This window comes from Streptomyces sp. NPDC111516, from assembly GCF_055635345.1.
The window spans coordinates 96,008-114,501 of record NZ_JBVKBV010000003.1 but is presented as its reverse complement, the minus strand read 5'-3'; the positions used below and the strand labels follow the sequence as shown (position 1 = coordinate 114,501).

Here is an 18,494-nt window from a genome sequence, read left to right as displayed (position 1 = left end):
CTGGCGGCCAACGCCGTTGCACAGTCCTATCGTTGGCTGATGCGCACACACCATATTGACCGCCCGGACGATCTCGACGTGGTACGTGAGTCCTATGACCGGGTGGCCGACAACTACGCCCACATGGTGGTGACGACGGGAGTCGGCGACATCCGTAGGCATCCATGGCTCAAGGCATCGATCGACGCCTTCGCCGACACCGTGAGCGAGCTCGGGCCTGTTCTCGACGTCGGCTGCGGACCCGGAACGGTGACCGCCTACCTTGCCGAACGCGGACTCGACGTGTCCGGGGTGGATCTCTCTCCTCGCATGATCGAGAACGCGCGCCGTCTTCATCCGCAATGCCGCTTCAGCGTCGCCTCTGCCACCGACCTCGACCTCGGTGAAGCGTCCCTCGGCGGGGTGCTCGGGTGGTGGTCACTGTTCAACCTCCCCCGTGACGTCCTTCCTCAGGTTCTCGCCCTGTTCGCGCGCGCGTTGAAGCCAGGCGGACACTTCATCACCGCAACACACGTCGGCGACGAAGACGCGGTGCGCACCGAGGCCTACGGAGGCGTACCCGTTCGTTGGACGACACACAAATGGCGGCCGGAACAACTCGTGGACCTGATCGAGCAGGCTGGACTGCGCCCGGTCGCCGAACTTCGGCTCCCTGCGGATGAGCAAAGCGGGCCGGCTCTGGTCGTCATGGCCAAGCAACCCGGCTGAGGATCAGGCGTCGGAAGCGGCACAGGGTCTCGTGCCGGGCAAGGTTCCTCCGGACGGTTGCGGCACCGGTCGAAGGTGCTGCTCCGGCGGGCAGCAGTCGGCGCGGCGACCGCGACCGGCACGGATCTCTGACCTGTCCTCAGGCCTCCGTCCTCCCCCGGAGGGGAAGGGGCCCGGAACCTACACGACCGACATGGTTCCGGGGCCCATCCGTGCGCGTGTCGGGCGGACGGTACAGCCGTATGGCCCACGTGCGGATTCGCGCATCGGCGACGCGGCGTTAACTGGGTTCGGCGGGACGAAACGTGACGGGGAGCCCCGCCTGTGCCGTCTTCACCCACGACCGCTGAGGAGTGCCCGTGTCCGCGACCCGTCCATCGGCCGCCCGGCGGCGTCCCCCGTACGCCGTCTGCGCCGGAACGTGTGCAGGAACGATTCTGCTGCTCACCGCCTGCGGTGATACCTCCGAGACCGCCGCCGGTAGCCACGAGGTCCGGGCGGCGGCCACGGCTTCCGCCGGTGTCGCTGGTCCTCCGGCCGCGGGGGATCGGGGGCGGGCCGCCCCCGGTCCGTACGCGCCGCGCCTCCATCCCCGTGGGATCCCCGCGCTGGGGCTGCGCACCACGGGCGAGATCCCGGCGGACTCCCGGCAGGCGCTCGTCATCACGGGCGATTCCTACGACTCCAGCCTGTCCACCGCGGTCCTCTACACCCGCGACGATCCCACCGTGGGCTGGCGCGCGGCCACGGACCGCTGGCCGGCCCACAATGCCCTGAACGGCTGGACCGACGATCACCGGGAGGGTGACTTCCGCTCCCCGGTGGGGGTCTACGGGCTGACGGCCGCGGGTGGCCGCTTCGAACCCCCGGAGACCGCGTTCCCGTACGAGCAGCGCCCGGAGTTCGCCGTGAGCGGTGAAGGGTTCGAAGGGGAGGCCCTGGAGGGTTCCTTCGACTATGTCGTCGCCGTCGACTACAACCGGGTCCCCGGCACCTCCCCCCTGGACCCGGAACGCCCGCTCGGCCAGGAACGCGGTGGCGGCATCTGGATCCATGTGGACCACGGCGGTCCGACCCAGGGCTGCATTTCGCTCCCCAAGGACCGGATGAGGGAACTGCTCCGCCTCCTCGACCCGGAGAAGAAGCCGGTCGTCGTGATGGGGGACGCGGAGGCGCTGGAGCGGTGAACGGGAACACGAAGATCACCTCGTAGCCCGAAGTCTCATCCCGGCATTCGTGACGACATGTCCGGGATATGGCATGTCACCGTCAGTGAATCTTCGCAGGAGCGCCACAAGGCCTGCGCACCACGTTCGCCGGGTGCCGTTAGCGTTACTGGCCGCTCGACCCCGCGTGCGAACGTGAAACAGGTCGCCGGTCCACGGCGGCGCAGTCAGCACAGGAAGATCCCAGATGGACTACTGCTCCACGTGCCGCCGGAATCTCAATGGAGCACTCGTGTGTCCAGGGTGCGGCGCATACGCTCCGGACATCGCCCCACCTGCCCAACGCCTCCACGGCACGGTCGCCACCATGGCAACGACGGGGGAGGTCCCTGCTCCGGGGTCCTACCTCGGCATTCATCCCTCCGAGGCGGCATGGGCGGGTAGCGGTGCATTCGAGGACGTGGTGCCCGAAGCAGCGGACACCGCATCGGGCACCACATCGGGCACTGAACCACTCAGCGGTTTCGAAGGTGCCGTCCCCACCGGTCAGGGCCGGGCGGCTCGGCGTCGGCAGCTGGCACGTTGGAAGAAGCACCGGCGTCGCGCCTTGGCTGCAACGGCCGTTGCCCTAGTCGGTGGCGGTCTGACCGTTGCTGCGATGCCGACCACCAGGCCTTCCGCCGGCCACACGCACGCAGCCTCACCGCCGGACCCGGTTACGGCGGTGCCACGGACGGCGACCACCGACTCGGTATCGGAGCAACCGGACACCGGGGTGGCTTCGGGGCATCGCGGCTCTCATCCGTCCATGACAACGGGCCGGCATCGGAAGGTCACCGTCGCCACGCCTTCCACTGTGCGGACGAACCGGCAGCCGACGGCCGCCGCCGCGGCCCAACCCCCCGCGACCACGAGCACGACGCGGCACACCGCACCCGAGTCACCCAAGGTGACGCACGTCGACAACGCCGCCGCCTCAGCCCCGGCCCCCGCCCCGGCCGCAGTCCCAGAGACGACCGCGCCCGCTTCCGCCGCGCGGACCGGCGTGGACACATCGACTGTGAACCCCTTGCCGGAAACGTCGGCGGCCGAGCCGAAATCGCCGAAGCAGAAGCAGGTGTGTCTGATCGTCCTGTGCATCGGCTGATTGCCCCGTTGCCGTCGCACGCCGGCGTCTGCTCGCCCTGACGGAAACGCGCACCGCCCGTCCGCACCTCTGCGGCCGGGCGGTGCCGTCGCACTCCGCGAGCACAGCCGGTATATATGTGTGTGCCTTCGGCGCTCACCGCTGCGGTACGCCCGAGCCGGCCCCCCGGCGCGCACCTGTGAGCGGCGGATCCGCACCCCGGATGTGAACATTCCGCGTCAAGAGTGCAACTGGCGTGTCGGTCTTGACATTTACCCGACGAGCCGATGCTAAGATCATCTTACTTCCAGTGGGCTGATGGCATATGGGGGCATTCCGGCAGGGATGAATTCCTCGGCCCCGCTTTCGGAGGGGCCTTCCCCGCGTGACCCATGCTGTGGCTCAATGAGCCTGGCTTGCACAGCACATGAGGAAGCGTCAAGCCGTTTTCCAGCCATGGCACTTGAAGTGAGTCTCATGACATTTGCACAGGGCCTGCTCCTCTGGGCGCTGGTTGTCGTAGCACTGGTCGCTGTCGGTGCCGTCCTGCGGGCTCGTAAGACCAATATCGGGCTTCGCAGACAGAACTCCCGGCTACGGGAGGAGCGGGACGCGCTGCAACGGCATCGGGACGAGCTCCACGTCGCCCACACCGGTCTGCTGCACCGCCAGGCCGCTGAAATGGCCGAGGTCCGCAAGGACGCGGAAGAGGAGACCAAGGCCGTCCTCAAGGCGGCCGTGCGCACCCTCCAAGGACTCGCGGACGAGCAGCAGGTGGTCGTCGTGAACGCCCAGAACAAGTACGGCGACGACCCCGGCATGCTCGCCGACCTGATGGCCATCGACCACGCCAACAGCCAGTTCGGCCGCCGGGCGCAGGGCATCGCGGTGCTGTGCGGCGGCTGGCTCGGACGCCGGGAGACCGTGGCGTCCGTCTTCGACGTGGCGCGCAGCGCCCAGGGCCGTATCCGGCAGTTCGACCGGGTCCGGGTCAACGGGCAGGTCAACTTCTCCGTCGTCAGCAAGGCCGTGGAACCGGTTGCGGTCGTCCTCGCCGAGCTGCTCGCCAATGCCACCAACTACTCCGCCCCCGGCACCCCGGTGGAGATCAACATCCAGGCTGTCCCGAAGGGCGTCTGCCTCATCATCGACGACGCGGGCCTCGGCATGGGCCAGGAGGAGAAGGACCGCGCCGCGGCTCTCCTCGCACCCCAGGCCGCGATCAGCGTCTCCAGCCTGGGCATTCCCCCACAGTTCGGATTCGCCGTCTCCGGCGTGCTGGCCGCCCGCTACGGGTTCAAGGTCTCGGTGGACTCCGTATCCCCTTATGGAGGCGTACGCGCGGTGGTTCTCCTGCCCGACGAGCTTCTCACCGGCGACGCGCCCGCGCCCCCGGCCCCCGTGGCCCCCGCGGCCGCCGGTGGCCGCGACGCGGACGTGGCGGCGCTTCCCTACCGCCAGGCGCCCGCGCCGGCTCCGACCCCGCTGTTCCCCCCGGCCGCACAGCCGGCCCCCGCTTCGCAGCCCGCGGCGTCCTTCACCACCGCCGGCGGCCTGCCCAAGCGTCGTCGCAAGAGTCCGGTGTCCGTGGTGCCGTCGACCGACCCCGGGCCGGTGCGCAGCAACGAGGACACCGCCTCCCGCCTGGGCGCCTTCCAGCGCGGAACCCGGTCCGGACGTGACATGACGACGATGGAAGGACCCGAGATCCAGTGAACCCCGATCTGTCCTGGGTGCTCAACGATGTGCTCCAGGTACCCGGTGCGCGGCACGCGATCCTCGTCTCCGCCGACGGCCTGCTACTGGCCAACTCCAGCCAGATCGGCCGGGACGACGCGGAGACCGTGGCAGCGGCGATGAGCTCCATGCAGTCGCTGAGCCGGGCCGTCGCCCCCTTCATCGGCACCCAGACCCCCGGCCGCTGGCGGCAGACCCTCCTTGAGTACGAGCACGGCTGGATCTTCCTGATCGCCGCAGGCACCGGCGCCTACTTGGCGGCGGCCGCCGCAGCCGACGTGGACATGGAGGCCATGTCCTTCCGTATGCAGCAGCAGGTCACCGCGCTGGGGAAGGCGATGACCACGCCGCTCCGCCAGAACGTTGGAAGCGAAGCATGACGACGCCCGGCGAGGAGCAGGCGGTCAGCAGCGGGTTCGTCCGGTCCTACGTCATCACCGGCGGTCGGGGCCTGCCCGACGCGGAGGGTCTCTCCCTCGTCACTCTGGTCATGATCGCCCCCGATCGGCAGCGGCCCCCGAACCCGAGCCCCGAGGTCCGGGCGATCTGGGACCTGTGTTCCGGCGGCTATCTGTCGGTGGCCGAGGTCGCGGGCCATCTGGAGCTGCCCGTCGGAGTGGCGCGGCTGCTGCTGAACGATTTAACGGAACAAGGTCACCTGATACGCCGCAAGGCGCCACCGCCGGCTCAGCTCGTTGACAGGAAGATCCTCGAAGAGGTGTTGCATGGACTCCACGTCCGGTTCGGCTGAGAGCATCTATGTGCCGGACGCGGTACAGCGTGCGGCGAAGATCCTCGTCGTCGGACACTTCGCCGTGGGCAAGACGACGCTCATCGGCACCCTCTCCGAGATCACTCCGCTGCGCACCGAGGAGCGGATGACGCAGGCCGGCGCGCACATCGACGATCTGCGCGGCGCACCGGACAAGGTGACCACGACGGTCGCGCTGGACTTCGGCCGTCTGACACTGAGCGACGAGCTGGTGCTGTACCTGTTCGGTACGCCGGGCCAGCAGCGCTTCGTCGAGCTGTGGGAGGACATGGCGCGGGGTTCGCTCGGTGCGCTGCTCCTGGTCGACCCGGCCCGTCTCTCCGACACCTTCCCGGTGATCGACCTGGTCGAGACGTACGGGCTGGAGTACGCGGTCGCGGTCAACAGCTTCGACCCGTACTCCCGGCATGCCGAGGAGGAGTTGCGCGAGGCGCTCGACCTGCTGCCGGACACCCCGGTGGTGTACTGCGACGCCCGGGACGAGAAGTCGTCCGCGCAGGCCCTGATCACCCTGGTCCAGCACCTGCTCGCACGGGTGGCCTGACCCCTGCTCCGCCCGCCGTCCTCCGGTACGGGTGGCCCGACCCTCATTCGCCGGCCGCCGGCACGTACGTACAGGGTCGCCCGATCCTCGTTCTCCGTCCGCGGGTACGAACGGGGAGGGTGGCCCGATCCCCGTTCTCCGTCCGCCGTCCGGGTCCTGCGAGGCCCGCGATCACACCGAGGAATCACACATGGACTCTCAGCCGGGAGCCAACCCGTACAGCGCACCTACCGGGTGCCCGATGCGCGGTGAGCGCCAGACGTCGCTCTACGGGCCGGAGTTCGCGTCCGATCCGCAGCGTGTGTACGACGAGTTCCGGGCGCACGGGCTCGCCGCTCCGATCGAGCTGGCCCCCGGCGTGGAGGCCACCCTCATCGTGCAGCACGAGGCCGCGCTCCGGGTCCTGCAGAACCCCTCCTACTTCGCCCGGGACTCGCGGCGGTGGGCGGCACTGCGGGAGGGGCGCGTACCGCTCGACAGTCCGGTGCTGCCCATGATGGTGTACCGGCCCAACTGCCTGTTCACGGACGGCACCGAACATCTGCGGCTGCGCAAGGCGGTCACCGAGAGCCTCGGCCGCCTCAACACCACCCGTCTCAGCCGGGACGTCGAGCGCATCGCCGACTACCTCATCGACCAGTTCATCGAACGCGGCTCCGCCGACCTGCTGGGCGACTACGCCAAGCTGCTGCCGCTGCTGCTCTTCAACCAGCTCTTCGGCTGCCCCGGTGAGATCGGCGACCGGCTGACCCGCAGCATGTCCGCGATCTTCGACGGCGAGGACGTACTGCGGGCCAACGCAGAGCTGACCGAGTGCCTGATGGAACTCGTCGCGCTCAAGCGGCGCCAGCCCGGCGAGGACATCACCTCCTGGCTCATCCAGCACCCGGCGGGCCTGCGGGACGAGGAGCTCAAGGACCAGCTCGTCATGCTGATGGGCGCGGGCATCGAGCCGGAACGCAACCTCATAGCCAACGCGCTGCTCCTCCTGCTGTCCGAGGACACCGGGAATTCGCAGCGGCGAGGTACCGGGCTGCTCGTCGAGGATGCCCTCGACGACGTGCTGTGGAACAACCCGCCGATCGCCAACTACGCGGCGCACTACCCGGTCCAGGACATCGACCTCGGCGGCGTGACGCTGAAGGCGGACACCCCCGTACTGATCAGTTTCGCCGCCGCGAACAGCGATCCCGCGCTCACCGATGCCCGCCAGACCCTGAGCAAGGGCGCCCATCTGGCCTGGGGTGCGGGTCCGCACGTCTGCCCGGCGAAGTCCCCTGCGCAGCTCATCGCCCTCACCGCGATCGAGAAGATCCTCAACTCCGTGCCGGACCTCACCCTCGCCGTTCCCGCCTCCGGGGTCGAATGGCGGCCGGGACCGTTCCACCGGGCCCTGGTGTCGCTGCCGGTCCGGTTCAGCCCGAGTCCGGCCCGCCAAGCAGCGAAGGCGGCGACCCAGTCGCCGGTTTCGTCCCGTGCCGGCGCCCTTGAGGAGGTTCCCGCCGCGCGGTACGAGCAGACGGAGCCGCAGAAGAAGACGAAGGGCTGGTGGAGTTCCTTCCTGGACGTGTTCCGCGTGTGACGCGGTCCGGCGACCGGAATTCACGGCATGTACGCATAACTCTCCTTTGCAACAAGGAAGGTTGATGGCCGGTCGGCATATGACAAGGGGTCAGCGACACATTTCCCTGTGACAGGAGCAACAAAGATCGACGCTTGGCGGATATATGCGGAGGGGTAGGTTCTGGCCGTAACCATGAGCCCAAGGCAAGGAACTCTGCGTGAGTGCTATATGTGGCACGGACCGGCCTACCGTCGACCGGCGTGCCCTCATTTCCCTCCTGAGGCGTCTCAAATCACCGGAGGGGCAGGCTGATCCCTACGCCCTTCTGGGGGAGCTGAGATCCATGGGAGACGTCGTACGCGCTCCTTGGGACGCGTACTTCGTCACCGGTTTCGACGCGTGCAACGAGGTGCTTCGCGGCCGCAACTGGCTGGCACCGGACTTTGCCTGGCAGGAACGCCAGGAGGACGCCAGACAGTGGGACGCCATCGCCACCCAGGAGATGACCAAGACGCTCGCGCGCCTCAACGCGCCCGAGCACACCTGCCAGCGCCGCAGCCTCGGCAACCTCTTCGACCGCTCCACCATCGAGCGGCTGACCCCGCAGATCGAGGAGCACGTCAGCCGCCTTCTCGACGAGCTCGCCGAGAAACTGCGCTGGGGCGAGGCCGACTTCGTCAGTACGGTCAGCGAGCAGCTCCCGATCAGCACCATCGGCACCTGGCTGGGCATCCCGCCCGAGGACTACGCCCACATCCTGGAGATCACCCACAACCAGGTGCACGCCCAGGAACTGCTGCCCACCAAGAGCGAACTCGCCGTATCCGAAGAAGCGACCCTGCATCTACGCGCGTACTTCACCGAGATGGTGAAGCAGCGCCGCGCGAACCCCGGCAACGATGTCGTGACCGGCTGGATACACACCTGGGACGCGATGGCGCCCGACCGCGAGGCGGCGGACGAGATCCTCTACCGTCTGACCATGTTCGTCACCATCGCCTCGCTGGAGACCACCGCGACGCTGCTGTCGGCCATGGTGGGCTTGCTGCTGGCGGAGCCCGGTCGGTGGGAGTGGCTCCAGGAGCACCCCGGATACATCGACGCGGCCGTCGACGAAGTTCTCCGCTACGACCCGCCGATCCAGATCAACACGCGGGTCGCCGCCGACGACACGGTCCTGGCGGGCGTGCCGATCGCGAAGGACACCATGGTCCACGTCGTGTTCGGCGCCGCCAACCACGACCCCCGGCGCAACGAGGACCCGGACGCCTTCGACATCACGCGCACCGGCACCAACCTCACCTTCGGGGGCGGTGTGCACTACTGCCTGGGCGCGGCTCTCGCCCGTCTGGAGGCACGTACGCTCCTGGCCCAGCTCCTGAAACGTTTCCCCACCCTGCGCGCCGTGACGGCGCCCAGCTATGCGTCCCGTCTGGTATTCAGACGTGTGACCTCGATGAATGTAGCGATATGAAGTTTTCCCTCACCGAGTACCTGTCGCCGTACCGGGCGGCACCGAGCCCCATACGCACCGCGCGGGAGGACGGCATCCTGCGCGTGGAGCTGAACAGCCCCGACACCGGCAACGCGGTCACCGAGGCGATGCTGGACGACCTGCTGGCGATCCTGACCGTGCCGGACCCCGATGTCCGGGTGGTGGTGCTCAGCGGAGCCGGCGAGCACTTCTCGCTGGGCGGGGACCGCAACGAGTTCGTCGACTGGCTCGACGAGGACCCCACCGGGCGGGGCATCCGCATCGCGGCCGAGAAGGGCCGCCGCGTCTGCGAGGCGATCACCACCAGCCAGGCGGTCACCATCGCCAGGGTCCAGGGCAAGGCGATCGGCGCGGGCATGGCGCTGGCCCTCGCCTGTGATCTGCGCGTCGGCGCCGACACCGCCGGATTCCGGCTGCCGGAACTGGCACTCGGCCTGCCCACCGCCTGGGGCGGAATGCTGCCGCGCCTGCTCCACGAGGTCGGCGCCGCTCGGGTGCGCGAACTGATTCTGACCGGGCGCCCGTTCAAGGCGGCGGAGGCGTACGAGCTGTCGGTCCTCCAGCGCGTCGTGCCCGAGGACGAGCTCGACGCGGCGGTCGACGCGTGGGCCAAGCCCATCGTGCGCCGCCCCGAGGCGGCCCTGCGCGTCACGAAGGCCCTGCTCAACTCGTACGCCGCCTCGACGCGGCTGGCCGACCCGTCCGTCCTGGACGCGGAGCTGATGGCCACCGTCGCGGCCGCGGCCCGCCGGACCCGCGACGCCGGTGGGACGGGCGCAGGGGCCGTACCGGTGCGTTAGAGGCGGTCGAGGACGTGGTGGGTGCCGGGGTGGTGGTCCGGACGCGGTATGTGTGCGAGGCCGGACCGTCCGCCCCGCACCGAAGACGCCGGAGCCGGGGTTGCGCAACCGGCCGGTGACATCGGCCGCAGAGCTTTTTGCCACTCAAAACACTGATGAGTAGCCGCCACCTGGACGGCATGGTGATGTCTGTCCGCCTTTGCGCAGGTATGCGCGCGCTACGTTCGTCGGCATGCGCCCCGCCGGGCACTCCCGCCCACCCGTCCGGTCGTACGGACCCGGGCAGTACTTCCGCTTGTTGCCCGTTCCGGAAGCCGTTCCGGAAGCCGTTCCGGGAACGACGACCGCGGGGCCGCTCCGCGACTATCGAGCGAGGTCACGCATGAGGAAGCACCGCAGGAAGACGTCCTACCGGAAGATCACCGTCGCCGTCGTCGCCGTCGTCGCCGTGGGCGTGCCCTCCGCCGCCATGGCCTCCTACGCCCCCCAGGACCAGCCCCCTGTGGGGGCGTGGTGGCCCCACACCGCACAGGGGAGCGTCCCGAAGCCCGCGGCTCCGGCGTCCCATGCCGCCGCCCGCGTACTGACGCTCGTCAACCGCGCACGCGCCGAGGCCGGGTGCTCGCCGCTGACCAGGAACAGGAAGCTGACGAAGGCGGCCCGGGCCCACAGCGCGGACATGGCGTCCCACCGCAACATGTCCCACACGAGCTCCGACGGATCGGTCGCGGGCGACCGCATCACGGGCGCCGGTTACGACTGGAGGGCGTACGGCGAGAACGTCGCCCACGGCTACGCCACCCCCGAGGAGGTCGTGGCGGGCTGGATGAACAGCCCCGGTCACAGGCGCAACATCCTCGACTGTTCGTTCAAGGAGATCGGCGTGGGCGTCGCCCAGCCCGGCAACTACTGGACGCAGGACTTCGGATCGGCCCGGTGAACACCCCGCTCGGTCACAGCCGGGTGAGGCCACGGCTACGCGTAGGAGGAGCTCACAGGCTTCTCGTTCTCTGCCGGCGGCCCGCCCTCGGCGCCCGGTGCGTTTAAGATCCACTTCTGTTGGCGAGCGGCAACCGGTCTGCGGGGGACCGAACTTCTGCGAGGAAACGAATCACACCATGTCCGAACAGGTCGCCGCTCACTTACGGCGTGAGATCGCCGTACGCAGCCGCCACGTCGTGGACTCCTCGGCCTTCGCCGGCACCGTGTTCTGCCTCATCGTGACCAACGCGGCGCTGCTGGGAGTCGAGACGTACAGCGGCGTCGTGCAGCAGTGGCACGACGTCCTCAAGGTCGCGGAGCACACCTTTCTCGCCGCGTTCACCGCGGAGATCCTGCTCCGCGCCGCGGCCCACGCCGACCGGCCCCGGGACTTCTTCCGCGACCCCTGGAACGTGTTCGACGTACTCGTCGTCGCCCTGGCCTTCCTGCCGTTCGCCCGCGAGAACGCGACGGTGCTCCGGCTCCTGCGGCTGGCCCGGGTGCTGCGCGCCGCGAGGTTCCTGCCCCAGTTGCGCATCGTGATCGTCGCGGTGGGCAAGAGCCTCCCCGGCACGTTGAGCTTTCTGCTCGTCGGGGCGCTCCTGCTCTACGTGTACGCCATGGTCGGCTGGGTCTTCTTCGCCGGCGACAATCCCGAGCGCTTCGGTTCGCTCGGCCGCGCCGCGCTCACCCTCTTCCTCCTCATCACTCTCGACGGCCTCGGGGACGCGGTCCGCGCGGCCCTGGAAATCTCCCGCTGGACGATCCTCTACTTCGCGTCGTTCGTCCTGCTCGGCTCCTTCCTGCTCGTCAACCTCCTCATCGGCGTCGTCATCAACTCCCTCGAAGAAGCACGCGAGCTGGAGAAGGAACGCGAGCTGGAGGAGAGCGCGCGGGACGCGACGCCTCCAGGCCCCCGGCTGCCTGCCGCCGACACCGCCGAGGCGCTCCGGGCGCAGATCGACGCCGCTCGCCGGGCCCTGGACTCCATCGAGGCGAACCTCGCGGAGACCCGGCACTCGTGCGGCTGCCGAGGCGCGGGTGAGGGAGAAGGGGAACTCGTGGCGGTCGGGGAGTCCGGTACGTAGGCCCCTCCTCGCCCTCGTGTCGGCGGCAGCGACCCACGGCCTCACCGGGTCAGAGGCGGCCTTTCGCCGGGGGAGGCCGACGCTCTTCCCGAACCGGCGGCCTTCGCCGGCATCCTCCCGGCGCGAGGGGTGCCTGAGGGCTCACTCACCCGGGTGCCCCACCGTGGCGCGGGAGCTCGGCGTCTTCTGTGACTGCCGGGGTACGGGGCGCGTACCGCGTACGCCGTCGGTGTGGCGGCCCGCGTCCGGCGCGCGGGGAACCGGTGGGCTGGCTAGCGTGAAAGGCCGTACCACCCACCGAGCACGAGTACACGCGAGTACGAAGAAGACGAAGGAGTCGACGTCATGGCTGTACAACCGGAGGGCACCCCGTGCTGGGCCGACGCGATGTTCCCCGATCTCGACGGCGCGAAGAGCTTCTACGGTGATGTGCTGGGCTGGACGTTCGGCGAGTCCTCGGCGGAGTTCGGCGACTACACGCAGGCGTACGCCAACGGCAAGGCGGTCGCCGCCGTCGTGCCCCCGATGCCCGGCCAGGAGGGACAGCCGTCCTGGTGTCTCTACCTCGCCTCGCCCAACGCCGCCGCCACCGCCGCGAAGATCCGTGAGAACGGCGGCGAGACGCTGATGGACCCCATGGAGGTCGGCGAGTTCGGCACGATGCTGCTGGCCCGCGACCCCAGCGGTGTCACCTTCGGCGTGTGGCAGGCGGGCGCCCATGAGGGCTTCGAGGCCCAGGGCGTGCCCGGTGCTTACTGCTGGGCCGAGGTGTTCACCCGGGAGCCCGAGAAGTCCGACGCGTTCTTCCCCGCCGTCTTCCCGTACAGCGTGGTGAAGATGGAGGACGAGCACGTCGACTTCAGGATGTACAACCTCGGCGACAAGACGGTCATGGGGCGGATGAAGATGGGCGACGAATTCCCGCCCGAGGTGCCGCCGTACATGAATGTGTACTTCACCGTCCCGGACTGCGATGCGGCCGTCGCGAAGGCCACCGAGCGCGGCGCGATCCTGCGGTTCGGCCCGATGACCATTCCATTCGGCCGCTTCGCCGCACTGACGGACCCGCAGGGCGCGGCGTTCTCCGTGATCGACGTCAACACGACCGAGGGCGAGGTGCCCAGGACGTCCCCGGTGTCCTGACGTGGTCCGGTGCCACGTGTCCGTGTCCCGCGTCACCCCCGGGTCCGTGGCACCACCAGACCGGATTCGTACGCCGCGACCACCGCCTGGGTACGGTCCCGCAGACCGAGTTTGTTCAGGATGCGGCTGACATGGGTCTTGACCGTCTCCTCGCTGACGCTCAGCCGGGCTGCGATCTCCGGATTGGACAGGCCCTCGGCGATCAGGCGCAGTACCTCCGTCTCACGCGGGGTGAGCGCGGTGAGCGGGGCGGCCGGCGCGGCCGGGGTTTTGCGGCGCATACGGGCGAATTCGCCGATGAGGCGGCGGGTGACGGTGGGCGCGAGCAGGGCCTCGCCCGCGGCGACCACGCGCACCGCGTCGAACAGACGCTCCGCGGTGACGTCCTTCAGCAGGAAGCCGCCCGCCCCGGCGCCCAGCGCGTCGTAGACATGCTCGTCGAGGTCGAACGTGGTGAGGATGAGGATGCGCGGGCCACCGCCGTCCGGGGCGGCGGCCCGGATCCGCGCGGTGGCCTCGATGCCGTCCGTGCCCGGCATCCGGACGTCCATCAGCACGACGTCGGGGCGCTGTTCCGCGCAGACGCGTACCGCCTCCGCGCCGTCGGACGCCGTCCCGACCACCATGAAGTCCGGCTGGGTGTCCAGGAGTCCGGCGAACCCGTCCCGCACCACCTCGTGGTCGTCCACGACGACGATCCGTATGGTCGTCGCGGTCATCGCAGGGCCTCCTTCGTGTCGACGGGGAGCCGTGCTTCGACGAGGAAGCCGCCGCCCGGCGCCGGGCCCGTGCGCAGTTCGCCGCCGACCGCCGCGACGCGCTCGCGCATACCGAGCAGGCCATGGCCCAGGGCGCGGGAGCCGGAGCGATCCGGTCCCGGGCCGTTGTCCCTGATGCGCAGGTCCAGGGCCTGCGGGGCGTAGCGCAGCTCGACGTCCACGGCCGCGCCGGGCGCATGTCTGCGGGCGTTGGTGAGGGCTTCCTGGACGATCCGGTACGTGGTGAGCTCAATGCCCGGGCCGAGCGGACTCACAGGGCCGCTGACGATCAGCCGGGCGCCCGCGCCGCCGACCTCACGGGCCTCGTCCAGCAGCTCGTTGAGCTGGGTGAGGCCGGGTTGGGGCTTCCGGGTGACCGGTGGTGCGCCCGCGTCCTCGCGCAGTACGCCGAGCAGTCGTCGCATCTCCGTCAGTGCGGTGCGTGCCGTGTCGCCGATGTCCCGCAGCCGTTTCGCCCCGGCCTCCGGCATGCCCGGGGTGGTGAGGCGGGCCGTCTCCGCCTGGACGGAGATCACCGAGATGTGGTGGGCGACGACATCGTGGAGCTCGCGGGCGATGCGGGCCCGTTCGCCGCGCGCCACGTGTTCGAGGAGCGTGTCCGCGATGGCCCGTTCGGTGGCGTCGCGGGCCACCGCCTCGGCCCGGGTGCGGCGGCCGATGCCGTCCGCGACGGCCGCCGCCGCGAGTACGGCGGCCGTCACCGCGTACACGCGCAGGACCGTGTCGTCGGGGTCGGTGAGCGCCACCGCGACGTACGGCACCACGAGGAACACGGCCAGGCGGCGGGAGCCGCGGTTGCCGAGGTGGTGCAGGGCGAGCAGCTGGGCAACGAGCCCGGCGAGGGTCAGGTCCCGGTAGCCCGCGAGCGCCAAAAGACTTGCCGCGGTGACGGCGGTGGCCGTGGCGGCCGGGTGGACGTGCAGGAGCGCCAGCGGCACCGTGGTGCACAGGCCGAGCAGCATGGCGAGCGGCAGCGTGAGCGGAAGATCCGGCTGTCCGGCCGCGGCGCGGACGGCGCTCTCCACGGCCGCGAGCAGCCCCAGTGCCACCGCGGCCACCGCCGGGCCGTCGGGCGAGACGGCGATCATTCGCACCCTCCGCATGATTCCTTCGCTCGTGCACGCCCTTTCGCTCATGCACGCCATTGTCACGGCGTCGGCGCCCATTGACGTCCTCCTCGTCGGCCGTCCCCGTATCCCTTGCACGAGGGAGGCCGGCAGCCGCCGTCCCCCACGCAAGGGGTGCCGAAGAGCACTCCGTCGCGTGACGACCGCGGGCCTGCCGCCTCCCTAGCCTTCTGCACCATGGAAACAACCGTGGCAGCAACCATCGAAGTCCGGGGACTGCGCAAACAGTTCGGGCAGACCGTCGCCGTCGACGACCTGTCCTTCACCGTGCGCCCCGGTCAGGTCACCGGTTTCGTCGGCCCCAACGGCGCGGGCAAGTCCACCACCATGCGCATGCTCCTCGGCCTGGACGCGCCCGACGCGGGCAACGCCCTGATCGGCGGGCGGCCCTACGCGTCGCTGCGTCGGCCGCTGACCGAGGTCGGGGCCCTGCTCGACGCGGCGGCCGTGCACCCGAGCCGACGTGGCCGCGACCATCTGCTGTGGCTGGCGCACACGCACGGGCTGCCGGGCCGACGGGTGGACGAGGTGCTGGAACAGGTCGGTCTCGCGTCGGCGGCGCGGCGGCGGGCGGGCACCTACTCGCTGGGCATGCGGCAGCGGCTGGGGATCGCGTCGGCGCTGCTCGGCGACCCGCCGGTGCTGCTGCTCGACGAACCGGTCAACGGGCTCGACCCGGAGGGCATTTTGTGGATCCGCGGCTTGCTGCGGGCGTTGGCCCGCGAGGGCCGTGCGGTGCTGGTCTCCAGCCATCTGATGAGCGAGCTCCAGGATTCCGCCGACCATCTGCTGGTCATCGGCCGCGGCCGGCTCATCGCCGACACCTCCGTGGCCGAACTCCTGGCCGCCGCCTCCGGCGACCGGGTCGCGCTGCGCACCTCCGCACGTACGGACGCCATGTCACTGCTGGCCCGGGAGGGTGCAACCGTCACCGCCAACGGGCCCGACTCGCTGTCCGTCACCGGGCTCCCCGCAGAACGGATCACCGCGCTGCTCGGCGTGGCCGGGGTGCCGTTTTCCGAAGTCGGATCGGACCGGGCGACGCTGGAGGAGGCGTACATGGAACTGACCCGCGACGCGGCGGAGTTCCGGGCCGGGGAGGGGCTCCCGGTCATGAATGAGTTCCCGGCCGCCACCGCCCACGACGGCGAGGAGTCGACCCCATGACCGCCCCCACCGTCACCCCCTACCACTCCCAACTGCCGCCCGCACGCGACGGATTCCCGCAGTTGCTGCACTCCGAGTGGACCAAGGCCCGCAGCGTGCGCCGGTGGAGCGTCACCCTGCTCGCCGCCGTCGTGATCACCGTCTTCGTCTCGCTGCTCTCCGCCCTCAGCGGCAGCTTCGACGTCAACGGCAGTCCGCCGCCACCGCCGAAGGGCCCGGACGGCACCCCCGTCACCGACAGCTTCCCCTTCGTCCACCAGAAGCTGACCGGCGACGGCAGCATCACGGCCAGGGTGTCACCGTTCACCGGCCGCGAAGGCCGCATCGCGCCCTGGGCCAAGGCCGGGGTCATCCTCAAGGCGAGTACCGAGCCGGGCTCTCCGTACGCGGCCGTCATGCTCACACCGGCGCACGGGGTCCGGCTCCAGTCGGACTTCACCCACGACACGGCAGGCAGTACTGCCTCCGGCACCGAACCGCGCTGGCTGCGGCTCACCCGATCCGGCAGCGTAATCACCGCGTCCGAGTCGGCCGACGGCAAGAAGTGGACCGAGGTCGGCAGGGCCACCCCGGCCGGGCTGCCGAAGACCGTCCAGGCGGGCCTCTTCGTCGCCACACCAGAACTCGTCACCGTGCAGCGGCACTTCGGCTCCAGCTCCGTCGGTGGCGGCCCGTCCGAGGTCACCGCTTCCTTCGACCGGATCACGTTCGACGACGGCAACCGGGGCACCGGCACTTGGCGCCAGGACCGGGTAGGCATCGATCCCACCAGGGCCGCCGGGAGCCCGGACCGCTCGGCGCAGACGTCCGGCACCTGGACCCTGACCGGCTCCGGCGAGATCGGCCCCCTCACCCCGGACATCGATCTCACCCAACGGTCCCTGAGCGGGGCCCAGATCGGGCTGATCCCGCTGGCCGCGCTGGGGGTGCTGTTCATCACCGCCGAATACCGGCGCGGCATGATCCGTACAACGCTGACGGCGAGTCCTCGCCGGGGCCGGACGCTCGCCGCCAAGGCCCTCGTACTCGCCGGAATCGCCTTCCTGACCGGGCTGCTCGCCGCCGTGCTCTCCTTCCTGCTCGCCGAACCGGCACTGCGGAACAACAGACCCAACCCCGGGTCGTACCCCGAAGCGGCGCTCACCGACGGCCCGGTGCTGCGTGCCGTCCTCGGCACCGCCCTGCTGTTGGCCGCCGTCGCCGTGCTGGCGCTGGCCGTGGGCGCCTTGCTGCGGAACACGGCCGCCGCGGTGACGCTGATCGTGGTGGTGTTCGTACTGCCGATGGTCCTGCTCGCAGGCCTGCCCGTGGACACGGCGCACTGGGTGATGAAGGTGACACCGCTCGCCGGGTTCGCCGTGCAGCAGACGACGCCGCGATACGACTTCGTGAGCACCGTCTGCCTGCCCGAGAACAGCTGCTACCCGCAGGGCCCGTGGACAGGGCTCGCGGTGCTGTGCGCGTACGCGGCTGTCGCCCTGGGCCTCGCCATGTGGCGGCTGCGCGGGCGGGACGTATGAGGGGCGCCCTGCACGCGGAGTGGACGAAGCTCCGTACCGTGCCCAGCACGTGGTGGCTGCTGCTCGCCGTCGCCGCACTCACGGTGGCGCTCGGCGCGGCAGTCACCGGCTCCGTCTCGGCCGACCAGTGCCCGTCCCCGGCCGATTGCCACGAGGACACGGTCAAGCTCTGCCTGACCGGTGTCTGGCTCGGCCAGGCGGCGGTCGCCGTCCTCGCGGTGCTGGCGATGAGCAGCGAGTACGGCACGGGCACCATCCGCGTCACCCTGGCGGCGGTGCCCGGCCGCGTCCAGGTTCTTGCCGCGAAGGCGACGGTCGTCACCGGGGCCGCCGTGGCGGCGGGCACACTCGCGGTCCTGGGCTCGCTGCTGGCGGGCCGCCTCCTCCTCCCCGGCAACGGCTTCGGCACGGCCGCACTCTCCCTCACCGAGCTCCCGACCCTGCGTGCCGCCGCGGGCTCGGTGCTCTACCTGGGCCTCATCGCTCTGCTCTCCCTGGGGACGGCGACAGTTGTACGGGACACGGCCGGCGCGATCACGGCCGTGCTCGGCCTGCTGTATGCGTTTCCCGTGGTGGCACTGATGGTCGCCGACGAGACCTGGCGGGAGCGCCTGCAGGAGCTCGCCCCCTCGTCGGCGGGCCTGGCGGTCCAGGCCACCCGGAACCTGGACACCCTGCCGATCGCTCCCTGGACCGGCCTCGGCGTCCTCACGGCCTGGGCGGGAGCGGCGCTGCTGGCGGGGGCGGCGATGTTGCGGCTGCGGGACGCGTGAGGGA

The 18,494-nt window shown here is 70.3% G+C and carries 18 protein-coding genes; 16 read left to right on the top strand and 2 right to left on the bottom strand.

All coding sequences use genetic code 11. The features are described from left to right. Window positions 1–39 precede the first annotated feature (39 nt). The 13 genes from ACZ7L9_RS08510 to ACZ7L9_RS08450 all read left to right on the top strand — a co-directional run bounded on the left by ACZ7L9_RS08510 (window position 40) and on the right by ACZ7L9_RS08450 (window position 13,124). Window positions 40–708: a class I SAM-dependent methyltransferase gene (locus tag ACZ7L9_RS08510; protein ID WP_471413678.1), complete on the top strand. Its 669-nt coding sequence runs from the start codon at window positions 40–42 to the stop codon at window positions 706–708. A gap of 353 nt (window positions 709–1,061) precedes the next feature. Beyond that, window positions 1,062–1,895 carry a L,D-transpeptidase family protein gene (locus tag ACZ7L9_RS08505; RefSeq protein ID WP_471413676.1) on the top strand — a complete coding sequence of 278 codons (834 nt, stop codon included), beginning with the start codon at window positions 1,062–1,064 and terminating at the stop codon, window positions 1,893–1,895. A gap of 226 nt (window positions 1,896–2,121) precedes the next feature. After that, window positions 2,122–3,021, top strand: coding sequence for an SCO2400 family protein (locus ACZ7L9_RS08500; RefSeq protein WP_471413675.1), 900 nt, complete (start codon window positions 2,122–2,124; stop codon window positions 3,019–3,021). 456 nt (window positions 3,022–3,477) lie between these two features. Beyond that, a complete protein-coding gene (locus ACZ7L9_RS08495) occupies window positions 3,478–4,716 on the top strand; it encodes an ATP-binding protein (RefSeq protein WP_471413673.1) in 1,239 nt (412 codons plus the stop codon). Next, the gene (locus ACZ7L9_RS08490) at window positions 4,713–5,117 is read left to right on the top strand and encodes a roadblock/LC7 domain-containing protein (protein WP_471413672.1); all 405 of its coding nucleotides are present in this window, start codon (window positions 4,713–4,715) and stop codon (window positions 5,115–5,117) included. The genes ACZ7L9_RS08495 and ACZ7L9_RS08490 overlap by 4 nt, the downstream gene beginning before the upstream one ends. Beyond that, window positions 5,114–5,488, top strand: a complete 375-nt coding sequence (locus tag ACZ7L9_RS08485; protein WP_266747226.1) for a DUF742 domain-containing protein — start codon at window positions 5,114–5,116, stop codon at window positions 5,486–5,488. The genes ACZ7L9_RS08490 and ACZ7L9_RS08485 overlap by 4 nt, the downstream gene beginning before the upstream one ends. Beyond that, the gene (locus tag ACZ7L9_RS08480; protein WP_471413669.1) at window positions 5,463–6,053 is read left to right on the top strand and encodes a GTP-binding protein; all 591 of its coding nucleotides are present in this window, start codon (window positions 5,463–5,465) and stop codon (window positions 6,051–6,053) included. The genes ACZ7L9_RS08485 and ACZ7L9_RS08480 overlap by 26 nt, the downstream gene beginning before the upstream one ends. A 190-nt stretch (window positions 6,054–6,243) precedes the next feature. Continuing rightward, a complete protein-coding gene (locus tag ACZ7L9_RS08475; protein WP_471413668.1) occupies window positions 6,244–7,635 on the top strand; it encodes a cytochrome P450 family protein in 1,392 nt (463 codons plus the stop codon). A gap of 325 nt (window positions 7,636–7,960) precedes the next feature. After that, on the top strand, window positions 7,961–9,091 hold the full coding sequence (locus ACZ7L9_RS08470; RefSeq protein ID WP_471413666.1) for a cytochrome P450: 1,131 nt from the start codon (window positions 7,961–7,963) through the stop codon (window positions 9,089–9,091). Next, entirely contained in the window at window positions 9,088–9,912 is an 825-nt protein-coding gene (locus tag ACZ7L9_RS08465) for an enoyl-CoA hydratase/isomerase family protein (RefSeq protein WP_471413665.1), read from the top strand. The genes ACZ7L9_RS08470 and ACZ7L9_RS08465 overlap by 4 nt, the downstream gene beginning before the upstream one ends. A gap of 382 nt (window positions 9,913–10,294) precedes the next feature. Next, complete coding sequence (locus ACZ7L9_RS08460) at window positions 10,295–10,852, top strand: CAP domain-containing protein (RefSeq protein WP_471413664.1); 558 nt, start codon at window positions 10,295–10,297, stop codon at window positions 10,850–10,852. Between the two features lie 178 nt (window positions 10,853–11,030). Continuing rightward, window positions 11,031–11,981: an ion transporter gene (locus ACZ7L9_RS08455; protein ID WP_471413662.1), complete on the top strand. Its 951-nt coding sequence runs from the start codon at window positions 11,031–11,033 to the stop codon at window positions 11,979–11,981. Between the two features lie 345 nt (window positions 11,982–12,326). Further along, on the top strand, window positions 12,327–13,124 hold the full coding sequence (locus ACZ7L9_RS08450; RefSeq protein ID WP_471413661.1) for a VOC family protein: 798 nt from the start codon (window positions 12,327–12,329) through the stop codon (window positions 13,122–13,124). Window positions 13,125–13,156: 32 nt separating this feature from the next. On the opposite strand, the gene ACZ7L9_RS08445 is transcribed toward ACZ7L9_RS08450, so the two are convergent. Continuing rightward, window positions 13,157–13,843 (bottom strand): response regulator, encoded by a 687-nt coding sequence (locus ACZ7L9_RS08445; RefSeq protein ID WP_471413659.1) that lies wholly within the window; start codon window positions 13,841–13,843, stop codon window positions 13,157–13,159. Then, on the bottom strand, window positions 13,840–15,006 hold the full coding sequence (locus ACZ7L9_RS08440; protein WP_471413657.1) for a sensor histidine kinase: 1,167 nt from the start codon (window positions 15,004–15,006) through the stop codon (window positions 13,840–13,842). Before ACZ7L9_RS08440 ends, ACZ7L9_RS08445 begins: the two co-directional genes overlap by 4 nt. A 213-nt stretch (window positions 15,007–15,219) precedes the next feature. Here ACZ7L9_RS08440 and ACZ7L9_RS08435 point away from each other — a divergent pair, with 213 nt between their 5' ends. From ACZ7L9_RS08435 to ACZ7L9_RS08425, 3 genes are read left to right on the top strand one after another with little or no spacing between them, the layout of a single operon-like run. Continuing rightward, window positions 15,220–16,197, top strand: coding sequence for an ABC transporter ATP-binding protein (locus ACZ7L9_RS08435; RefSeq protein WP_471413655.1), 978 nt, complete (start codon window positions 15,220–15,222; stop codon window positions 16,195–16,197). Beyond that, window positions 16,194–17,717, top strand: a complete 1,524-nt coding sequence (locus tag ACZ7L9_RS08430) for a DUF1349 domain-containing protein (protein WP_471413653.1) — start codon at window positions 16,194–16,196, stop codon at window positions 17,715–17,717. The genes ACZ7L9_RS08435 and ACZ7L9_RS08430 overlap by 4 nt, the downstream gene beginning before the upstream one ends. Next, complete coding sequence (locus ACZ7L9_RS08425; protein ID WP_471413651.1) at window positions 17,714–18,490, top strand: ABC transporter permease; 777 nt, start codon at window positions 17,714–17,716, stop codon at window positions 18,488–18,490. Before ACZ7L9_RS08430 ends, ACZ7L9_RS08425 begins: the two co-directional genes overlap by 4 nt. Window positions 18,491–18,494: the final 4 nt, after the last annotated feature.